This is a genomic window from Bartonella sp. MM73XJBT.G (genome assembly GCF_028618435.1).
GTDB lineage: Bacteria > Pseudomonadota > Alphaproteobacteria > Rhizobiales > Rhizobiaceae > Bartonella.
Genome location: NZ_JAQISW010000023.1, coordinates 1 through 12,146, shown reverse-complemented (window position 1 = coordinate 12,146; position 12,146 = coordinate 1). Strand labels below are relative to the sequence as shown.

Annotated in this window: 2 protein-coding genes and 1 pseudogene; all 3 read right to left on the bottom strand. The window is 38.1% G+C overall.

Features of this window, described 5'->3' with window-relative positions:
• Positions 1-4,252 (bottom strand): annotated as a pseudogene (locus PVV59_RS08715) (hypothetical protein); the annotation flags it as partial.
• A gap of 815 nt (positions 4,253-5,067) precedes the next feature.
• A complete protein-coding gene (locus tag PVV59_RS08710) occupies positions 5,068-10,185 on the bottom strand; it encodes a Vomp family autotransporter (RefSeq protein WP_273755727.1) in 5,118 nt (1,705 codons plus the stop codon).
• 665 nt (positions 10,186-10,850) lie between these two features.
• Positions 10,851-12,146: Vomp family autotransporter (locus tag PVV59_RS08705; protein ID WP_273755726.1), on the bottom strand; the 1,296-nt coding region annotated here is incomplete at its 5' end.

Genomic DNA, 12,146 nt, shown 5'->3' with positions numbered 1-12,146 from the left:
TATGCTCTGCATCCTTAACTCCTGAAAGGATTCTGTCTTTACTATCCTGATCAGAAATTGTGATTGTATTACCGTGTTTTTCTGCACCAATCTTGACTACTTGTTTCTCTTCATCCCACTTAACAAGACTATCACTGACAACATTCGTAATATCTTTTTTAATATTCGTGAATGAATTACCAACATCAGACAAAGCTTCTGCTACTGTATTATAATTCTTATCTTTAATTGTAATACCATCAGCTTCAACAACCTTAACCTTGAAGCTTGGTGCTTTCCATTCGCCTTTCGCATCATAACCAGCGCTATCATCTAAATACTTAGCAAATTTATCACTCAAAGAATAAACCTGGGAACCATTAATAGCTTCTGTCGAGTCTTTTGTAATATCTCCGGCAGCAAGAAATTTAATTTTGCTATTTGTTTTCTGATCTTCTTTTGCATGCTGAGCTACAAAAGCACCGTTTTCATTGCTCCATAGCAAAGCATCGCCTTTAACTTCTTTGTTAATGTTATCGACTTTTTTATTAAAGTCTTCAACAATATTGGTCAGATGCTGGTTAACATTGCTGAAGTTCGTATCAATTCCTGCAAACGCAGAGCCTACATCATTATAGGTCTGCTTTTCACCTTCCTTACCATCTTCACCAAACATTTTCAGGATAAAGCTTGGGGCTGTCCATTGACCATCCTTATATTCAGCACCACCACCCAAATAGCCAGCAAACTGTTTTTGCAGATCATAAATCTGTCCACCAGTGATTGCATCATGCGATTTTTCCTTAATATCTCCATCTGCTAGAGACGTAATTTTGCTGTTTACCTTTTTACCTTCTTCCGTTTTATGCTGAGCGACGAAGGCTTTGTCACCCTTACTCCATAATAAAGAATCTTGTGCAACACCCTCTGAGACGTCCTTAATGCGAGCATTTACAGTCTTGATATTCTCATCAACTCCTTTAAAGGCTTTTTCAACACCTTCATACGATTCTTTTGTGACATCACCCGTTTTTGAAACCTTCGATAAGCCATAGGTGGGACCTGTAAAAGTGCCATCAACACTAAAGGATGCATTTCCACCTAATGCACTTGTAACACCCGAAACAATCGTATTAATCTGACCACCCGTAACTGCATCACTCGAGCCTGCCGCTATAGAACCATCAGCAAGAGACGTAATTTTGCTGTTTGCCTTGCTATCTTTTTCCCCATGCAAGGCTACAAAAGCGTTACTTTCTTTACTCCACAACAGAGCATCGCCTTGAACTTGTTGCGTAATATTCGTAACCTGTTTTTTAAAATCCTTAACAATGTTCTGTACATTCTTATTTACATTTTGGAAATTATCATTAATTCCTGCAAAAGCTTGCGCTACATCGGGATAGTCTTTTGTGTCACCTTCTTTGCCATCATCGTTGATAGTTTTAAGCGTGAATTTTGGATCACTCCATACGCCATCTTTATAACTAGCACCCCCTCCAAGGGACTTAGCTATATTCGTTGCTACAGTTGTTATATTTTGACTTGTCGTAAAAAGCTGTGAACCCGTGACGGCGTCATGTGAATCTGCTGATAGTGCTCCATCCTTTATACCTGTAAGTGTTCGCTTTTCATTTTTCTTGTTGGTAATATCAATTTTATCACCATCTGTTTCTTTACCAATAGTGATATGTTTCGTTTTTGAATCCTGTTTAACGAAGCTACTTGCTGCTACCTGTTCTTTAACATCTTGCAGTTGCGAAAAATTCACCGCATCATTCTCGGAAGTACCAGCAGCAACACCAGAAATGGTCCGTGCCGTGCCATCCTTATTTGCTATACTGATTTTAGTCCCTTCTTTTTCTTCTCCTATCTTGATTAACTTAGATTCTTCATTCCACTTAACAAGACTGTCACCTTTTACATTGGTAATGGCTTTATTAATCTCCTTGGTAAATTTATTCTGAACGTTTGTGATAGAAGTACCAACACCTTCAAAAGCTTCCGCTACACTTGCATAGCTTTGTTCATCTTCCTTGCCATCAGAGTTAACAGTTTTGACTTTGAATCTTGCTTCATTCCATTGACCATTTCCAAAGTCAATCCCACCACCCAAATACTTTGCTATGTGGGTCGCTGTACTATTCAGCTGATTACCAGCGACTGCTTCATCTGAATTTGCACTGAGATCCCCGCCCAAGAGACCGGAAAGCTTCCGGGCTCCATTATCCTTATTTAGAATACTGATTTCGGTGCCACCGGTTCCTCTACCAATCGTGATAAGACCTGTTCCTCCATTACGCAGACTACGCGCTAAAGTCATCTCTGCTACTTGCTTAACAAGAATACTGTCTCTTACATCCTTAATTTCATTATTTGCTGCAAAAAGCTGGGAACCATTGACCGCTTCCGTCGATTCTGCTGTAAGTGCACCGTTTTTAATGCCTGTGATCTTCTTACTCCCAGCATCAATACCACTGGTGGTTACTTGCGGACCGCCTGTAATTTTTAAACCTGTTGCGTCTAGAGTATTATTCCCTGCTTTTATGCCATCCAGTGTAAGGTTTTTTGCTAAATCAAATTTTACCTTATTGTCGTCTTTGCTTTTTGTGATTGCAAAGTTTTGACTTCCAGCAGAAAAATCTACGTCACTGTCCATAAGAACGGTCTTGCCATTCTTACCATCAACAGACAGTTTCCAACCGTTCTTTCTTACAACTTCTTCTAAGTCTTTTAACTGTCTAACATTCACTGCATCGGCATCTCCACTACCAGCTGCAACGCCTGTAATCTGCCTCGTTATATTATTACTAGTATTACCAACACTCACTGCACCTTTCGTACTTTTCCATTCAATTCCGGAGTTTTCTGCTGGTCCTTGCAAAAGAGAAGTATAACCTGCAACACCAGCAGCCCTATCGGATGTAGAAGTGGAACCTATAGCAACACCATCTTTAACCAACACTTTAGATTGGTAACCTAAAGCAATACTACGCTCACCTGTTACTTCTACGCCATAACCCAAACCAACACTATACCAACCTGATGCCTTTCCCTTAACACCTATAATAAGACTAAAAGGATCTGATACCTCTGCTTCAGAACCTAAAACAATAGCGCTAGTTGCCTTTGCCTCTGCCTGAAAGCCTAGAACAAGAGAGTTGTCTCCAGTTGCATTTGCATTCGCACCAACAACAACTGAATTTTTCATATTTGCCTTTGCGTTAGAACCTAAAACAATAGTGTCAGCTGCTTTTGCCTCTGCCTGAAAGCCTAGAGCAAGAGATTTGTCCCCATTTGCCTTTGCGTTAGAACCTAAAGCAATACTTTTCTCTGCATTCGCTTCTGAATAAAAACCTATAGAAATAGCGTGTTCTTTCGCTGCATATGCACGATGCCCAACAGCCGTTGTACCAAACTCCAAAGCTTTAGAAACAGCACCCAAAGCTGTTGAATAATCACCCTTCGCAGTGGTATAATCACTATCCCCGTGTGTACTCTCCTCATTATATTCAGAACCTAATGCGGTACTGCTTTTCCCCAAAGCATGCGCCATGCGACCTACAGCTATACTGTCTTCTTTTGTCGCCTGTGCCTGATCACCCATAGTTATGGCGAATTTTCCTGTTGCTTGTGCCTTGTTACCAATAGCAACACTTTGCTGACCCGCTGCATTTGCCCCTGGGCCTAAGGAAGTAGCACTTGTCCCAGCTCTTTCAAGTCCTCTTGTGCTTGCCAGACTCCTTACACTCGGTTTTGTTGGATAGTTTTCTACTGATGCGCTAGAAGCTTTCAAGGGAGATATAACATTCACATAATCATCGTCACCTGCACCAATACTTCCACTCTTAGTTGACACCTTTACGAGTCGTGATGTTTTTTGATCGCTTTTCTCCCAAAGTGTATCATTTAGGAAATTTGCATAATCACTAGAAGCTTTAACTTTTTCTGCGCCTACTTTTGCGCCTACTTTACTAAGCGCTGTTACATAACCTGCCTTAGATAAATCAGAGACATCAACATTGTTCTGACTATCATAAGCAGCAGTAATCCTTTTATCGTTCCCTTGAGAATAAACTGATATTGCCTTCTCTATGCTTTGAAGAACTTGTTGGTCTATTATATCAATTTTTTTTGCCAATACAGGAGACGCACTTGATAAGAGTGCAACCATGGCTGTTCCCAACGAAAGCTTTGTAAACAAAGATAAACGCCGAGAAATAAGCACAGCCTTCAAACTAGGTCTCTGTGATGTGGCATGCATTTTTTTCATAACAAACTCTCCAATGAAAAAATTTGAAAAGCATATCCAAAACATAAAAAAGACATATTTTGATGCTATCCACTTGCTCGGTTGAAATCGAAAATTGAGGGTGGACGCTTAAATAAGGGGTATGTTGAGTCTTTTTGTCTGTTTTATATGTGCTTTCTGCAATGACGTCTAAATGCAAAAATTTAGAAATATGTTATGTGAACATAAAGGATGTATTTAGACTTTAATGGAATTAAACTTACGGTTTATCATCTAGGCTTTAAAGATAGATATTTAAGGGATTTAAATATTAGAGGCATTTTAATTTTTAGAAAATTAATCACGTGATAAGGAAACGTAAAAAATGTTTATTATCTTGTAAATTTTTTCATACTGAAAAGTTATATTTTCTTTGTGATTTAAGTAAATAAAAATCGAAATATTTAAGAAAACCTTAAAATCTTTATAGAGTACAAGATAGAGGCAGCGTTCCTCGGGCTAATGTTTTTCTTTATTACGCATTACTTCCCCCCTCTTGAATTTTTATTTGATCAAAATGAGTCTTACTAAGATACTTTATGAGTCATATTCTTTCTATAATAAAATAGCAACAAAAAAATAACAATTTTTATCAATTTGAATATATTTACAGAACTGTGTGATCTTTTTTCAACAATTGTAAGTAAAATACTATAGAAAAATAATATGTACTTATAACTCGATTTATAAATAACTATAGTGCGTTATAAAGCTTATTGTAAAGATAAAATATTTTTAACTTTTCATACAGGAAAAATATAATTTCAAAATCCATCGAAAAACTTAACGACTCTCTATCAATTCAGTTTCACTCTTAAACCTGCTCCTATACCCCAATGTCCACCAGAACTCGTAGCGGATATATTCGATCGGATCTTCCCATTTTCAGACATGTAACCCGCTCCAATGGCAAATGCGGATTGATTGCGCCATACACCCGTCCCAATCGATAAACTTAAAGAGCCTGGTGTATCTTCATAACTCAAATTCGATACCGCTAAACTTACCGCTGCTGCCTGTTTGGATTCTTTGCGAATCTCCTTAATTTCATACCTTAACGCTTCAAACTTTATATCAGTGTAGGATTTTGTCTCATTAACAACATTATTGACCGTATTATTAACAACATCGTTAAAGCGCTCATCCGTATATCTCTTTGCATCAGAAAGAACCAGATTCATTTGCTGATCTGTATAGTCATACAACTGACCGCCTGTAACGGCTTCTTTTGAACCACTTTCAATACGGCCATCCGCTACATTGTCTAATAATACTGGATCACTTTCACTCACACCAACTAATGTAACTTTATTTACCTTCTTTCCATCAGTTCCTTTATCATACTTAACCGCATCATTCGTAACGGTATTTTCAATATCTTTAACATGTTGGTCAATCGTATCTACCTTGTTTTCAACCTCTTTCACCTTCTCATTCGTTTTCCATAGCTGCCCCCCATTCACAACATCTTGCGAATTTTCTTCTATTTTGCCATCTGCTACATTGGTAATCTTACTCGAATTTCCATTATGGCTAGCGTCATACGCTCCTTTTTCTTCATTCCAATTCAAACTATTGGATGAGCCATTCTTTTCAACATCATGAATACGCTTGTTGATACTCGTCATATTCTTACTTACACCATCAAAAGCACTCGCAACATCATTATAGCTCTTCTTATCCACAGAACTACCATCATCATTAAATTGCGTGACTTTGAATTCTGCTGAATGCCACTTGCCATCCTTATAACCAGCACCTCCACCAAAATACGCCGCTAGTGCATTGCTGAACATATAAAGTTGCGAACCATTCACAGAATCTGTTGATTCTTCGGAGATTGCTCCTGCATGCACACCAGAAAGAATCCGCGCCACATTTTTACTGTTTGCAATACTGATACCAGTACCCTCTTTTTCTCCGCCAATCTTGATAAGCTTCGTCTCTTCATCCTGCTTAACAAGATTATCACTAACCACATTGTTAATCTCATTCTTAACTTCATTGTGGATATTCATGAAAGAAGTACTTATGCCTTCAAAAGCTTCCGCTACACTTTCATAGGCGTTTTCTTCAACTTCACTGCCATCAGATTTTATGGTTTTTATCTTAAAATTTGGAGCAGTCCATTTACCATTCTCATATTTAACACCACCACCTAAATAAGTAGAAAGCGCATTGCTTACAGAATAAAGCTGAGAACCATTAACGGCTTCTGTTGAGTCTTCAGAAATATCTCCATTGGCAAGAAACTTAATTTTGCTATTGGTTTTTCCCTCTCCATGCTGCGCTATAAAAGCCTTATCAGCTGTGCTCCACAACAAAGAATCCTGTGCAACACCTTGGGAAACTTGCTTAATCCGATCATTCACATTCTTGATATTCTCATTAAGCCCAGTAAAAGCTGCTTCAACATCGTTAAAGGTACCCTCTTCTACATGCCCCTCTTTAGAAACCTTAGAAAGTTTATAGGTTGGCCCTGTAAATATATCACTAATAAATTTTGCACCACCACCCAAGACTTTGACTACACTCTGAAATATTTTATTAATCTGCCCACCATTGATCGCATCATGTGATTGCTCATCAATGGCACCATCTTTCACATTATGAACTGCAACGGAAGCCTTGTCCTTACCTCCCAAAGTTACACTCGCATAATCAATTTGACCATCCTTTTGTTTATCATAATGAACAACAGCAGACTCATCAGACTGAAGATTGTTAGAAAGCTTCTCCAAACTTTCATCAAGCTGTTCCTTGTTAACAGCTTCATTATTTTGTGTTGCTGCTTTCACACCGGAAAGTACTCTATCCCCTTTGTCCTTATTGGCGATATTAATTTCTGTGCCTTCTGCTTTAGCACCAATCGTGAGAAGATGCGTGGTTTTATCTTGCTGAACAAAGCTTTCGCTCTCTACTTTGTTAATCACATTATTAACCTGTTCAGTCAATTGCTTCTGAACATTCGTTATAGAATCACCAACACCAGTAAAAGCAGCCGCTACATTGTCATAAGACTCCTCAGTCACAGAACCACCTTCAGAATTGAATTTCTTAACCGTGAATTTAGGATTGATCCATTTTCCTTCTGCATAGCTAGCGCCACCACCAAAATATGTCGCAACCTCTGTACCCAATGTATGAAGCTGGAAACCATTTATTGCTTCTGTTGAATCTGTTGCAATTTTGCCACTTCCAACATTACGTAAAGCAACCGTGCCTTCCGAAGGTTTTCCAAAAGTCACACTGGTTTGTTTTTTACGAGCTAATCTCGTAAGTGCATGTGCGTCATCTGAATCTTCTTCTGTATCGTAATCATAGAAAACTGCTACAGAACGAACCTCCTCAATATCTTTAGAAAGTTTTGTCACATTCTTATCAAGCTGACCTTTGTTAACCGCTTCATTAGCCTCTTCTGCATCCTTAACGCCAGAAAGGATTCTATTATTACTTCCTTTATCCGCAATATTGATTGTAGCCTCTTCTTTGTCACCACCAATGTTAATATGCTTGGTCTCCTCATCCCACTTAACAAGGCTATCACCTTTTACACTCGTGATTTCATTCTTGATATCATTTTTAACATTTGTGATAGAACTACCAACGCCTGCCAAAGCTGCCGCTACATTCTTATAACTCTCTTCTTTTTCCTCACCATCAGCATTCACCGTCTTTATTGTAAAGCTTGGATCTGTCCATTTACCATCCTCATATTTGGCGTTACCGCCAAAATACTTGACCATATTCGTGGCAGCGGTTTTGAAATTATCGGATAAAGTTGTTACATTTTTATTTGTTGTAAACAACTGCGAACCAGTAACAGCTTCATTTGAAACTTCTGACAGAGAAGCACTCTTTAGACCCGTAAGAGTACGCGTTCCATTATTTTTGTTGGTAATATCAATTTTATCACCATCGGTTTCCTTACCAATGGTGATGTATTTTGTTTTATCATCTTGTTTCACGAAGCTACTGGCTGCGACTTGTTCTTTGACATCTTTTTCAACTTTTTGCAGTTGTCCAAAATTCACCGCATCGGTATCTTCAGTACCCTTTGCCACTCCTGTTATCTTTTTACTGCCAGCATTAACCCCAGAAGTGGTTATTTTCGGACCATTAGCAATCACCAACCCAGTTGCATCTAAGATGTTGTTTTCTACTTGTATTTTATCGACTGTAACATTCCTAGCTAGATCAAATTTTATCTTATTATCGTCTTTGTTCTTTGTAATATTCAGGTTGCTGCTTCCAGTAGAAAAATCTACATCACTGTTCATAAGAACAGCTTTAGCATTTTTCCCACCAACAGATAATTTCCAACCGTTTTGTCTCATGACATCTTCTAAGTCTCTTAACTGCCTAACATTCACTGCATCAGCTGGATTACTACCAGCTGCTACGCCTATAATTTGTCGTGTTATATTCTTACTAGGATTACCAACACTCACAGCGCCTTGCGTACTTTTCCATTGAGATTCGGTGGTTGTGGCCGGCCCTTGCAGAATAGAAGTATACCCCAAAACACCAGCAGCCCTATCAGACACAGAATTTCCCCCGATAGCAATTCCTCCATCAACTGTCACTTTAGAACTGAAACCTAAAGCAATACTATAAGCATTTGATGCCTCTGCTTCAGCACCTAAAGTAATACTTCCATCTCCCTTTGCTTTTGAATAAAATCCTATAGAAATGCCCTTATTATTACTTGCGTATGCCCGATGACCAAGAACAGTCGAACCATACCCTAGAGCCTTGGAAACACTACCTACAGCTGTTGAATAATCACTCTTCGCTGTTGTATGATCACCCTCTTTCCCACTATATTCACCACCTATTGCGACACTGCTTTTACCCGAAGCGTGAGCCATATAACCTATAGAAATGCTATCCTCTTTTGACACAGCTGTACTAGCGCCTAAAGCAATACTATTATTTCCTGCCACAATTGCAGAAGCGCCTAAAGAAACACCACCAGAATACCCCACAACAGCTTTAAAGCCTATAGCAGTAGCGTTATCCACCATCGCTTTCGCTTGCCCACCAAGTGCAACAGAACCAACACCAGCCCCCATTGTATCAGAACCAATAGAAACCGCATATTTCCCCGAACCTTGCGCTTTACGTCCCACAGCTACTGCATATAAATCCGCAAGGGTCGTTGTGATATAACCGTCTTTCATTTCTCCAGAACCTATTGCGACACCACCCTGCCCTTTAACAGAAGCAAATTTACCTATAGCAACTGCCTCAGTATCACCTCCATCAGCCCACGGACCTATAGCAACAACATTACTGCCTTTTTTCTTCACTTCATAACCCACAGTATAAGAATGGTCCGCATCATAGTTTCCTCTCGTAGCAACTGGAAATACATTTGCTACAGCTATTGGTCGCATCCTCTTGGTACTTTTTTCTAAACTAAGAACGTTAAACAATCCTACATCTGTTTTCTCGTTGTTATCTTTTGTAAGCTGCTGTATCTTAAGTATATATGGCACATTTTTCCGTGCAAAATCGCCATCTTCTTTCAAAACACTTATAAAGCTCTCATCACCCGTATTGGAAAAAGTATTGATTAGAAAATTTGCATAATCACTAGAAGCTTTAACTTTTTCTGCTCTTGCTTTATTGAGTGCTGTTAAATAATTGTCTTTTGAAATAGAAAAAGCATCCAAGCCACTGTTATAGGTATTATAAGCAGAGATAACATTTGGGGGCGAAACTATAAAAGCGCTCTCGACACCTTCACGAAACACTTTGCTTATATCAAAATCTGCTGAAAAACTAAGAGAAACGTTCGATAAAAATGCTACCATTGCAGTCAACGAAATCTCCATAACTAAAGGTAGCGAATAAGGAGAACGAAGGCATTTCAATTCTCTTGTCGCTGATGTGGTATATAACTTTTTCATGATATCCCCTCTAAAAACATATTTAACATAAAAAAGACATATTTTAGCGTTATAGGGTTATAGGTTTAGTTTTATGGTTGTTCTGTAAAACGTTAGGTTGACATATTTAGTAAAGGCACTAGTTAAAGCGTTAGTGGGATTGTGGTTACGAATATTGATCATTTTTGCCTGCGGGTTGGAAATTTTGCAATTAGTCTAAATATAAAGAAAAAGTTTTTTTATTTAAGTGAGAGTAGACTTTTTAATTCGATAAAAGAGTTAAGTAGTAAAGTTTAGGGTGGTTGTATTTTTATCATAAGAAGCCTCGTAAGCTTTTTGTGATTCTTTTTTGTTACTGTAATGAAGCCAATTAACCTTAATTTATTAATTTAAAATAAGAACTGTTTTTCTTTGTAAAAGATTTCTTCTAGTAAATAAGGAATTTTTTTACTGGAATGAATCTTATTAAATTAGATAGCAAAAAATCTTTTTTCTTCATATATTTTTCTCTGACTCACTATAAAAAACACACTTCAAAGTTGTTGAAGTGTGTGTTTTATTAGCAAGATTATGAAATATGGCTTCTGTAAAATTTAAGTGTAATACTGTTTTGACTTATTATAAAATTTTCGCCCCTGCCTAATGAGACAAGAGCGAAAATTCTGTTAAATTTTATTCTCTTCGTATTATTTTATTTTCAGAGTTATTGCACCGCCTACTCCCCAATGACCACCAGCACTCGTTGCAGATAGATTAGAGCGAATTTTTCCATTTTCAGACGTATAACCAGCGCCAAGAGCAAATGCAGATTGTCCACGCCACGTGCCACTACCAAATGAGATACTCAAAGATCCAGGATCGTCGAAGTAACGTAGATTGGATACTGCCAAACCAATGGCTGCTGCTTGCCTTGCCTCTTTACGTACATTCTTAATATCATAAGTTAAAATATTAAACTTCATATCTGTATATTGGTCAGCCCGATCAACAGCATCATCAATGGTATTAATAACGATATTCTTCACCTGACTATCCGTATATTTTTTTGCATCATCGAGAACTATCTTCATTTGCTGTTCAGTATAGTCATGCAGTTGTCCACCATTAATAGCTTCTTTCGAACCTTTCTCAATGCGACCATCAGCTACATTATCAATCATAACAGGTTCACTAGGATCTCCACCTTTCAAAGTGATTTTATTGGTTTTTTGACCAGTTTTATCTGTGTCATAGCGAACAGTATCCTCAGCAATATTGTTAATTCTATTATCAATATTATCAACTTTGGCATCAATATTGAGAACTGTGTCACCAATATCAGCAATAGTATTAGAAATGTTATCAACTCTATTTGAGATATGCTGAACATCTTTTTCAACACCAGAAATACGCTCATTAGTCTCCCATAATTGTCCTCCATTTACAACTTCTTTTGAACCTTTTTCAATTTTACCATTGGCAACGCTATCAATCTTGCTTGCTTTGCCTTTATGACTAGCGTCATACATCCCTTTCTGCTCATTCCAATTTAAACCATTAGAAGAGACATTCTTTTCAACATTTTGAATGCGGTTGTTTATCTTCGACATACTATCACTTACACCGTCAAAAGCACTGGCAACGTTATTATAGCTTATCTTCTTATCAACAGAACCATCAGCATTGAATTGCGCAACTTGGAAATTAGGAGCTGTCCATTTTCCATCCTTATAGCCAGCACCACCACCAAAATACACAGCAAGTTGGTTACTCATCAAATAAAGTTGATTGCCTGTAATGGCTTCCATTGAGCCCTCTGAAACCTCTCCATCAACAAGAAACTTCAGTTTGCTCTTGCCTCTTTTGTCGCCTTTTCCATGAAGAGCTACAAATGCCTGATCATCATCGCTCCACAACAAGGCATCCCCTTTAACTTCTTGAGTAATATTCGTGATTTTTTCATTAACATCTTTGACTACATTCGTCAGATGCGTATTCACACT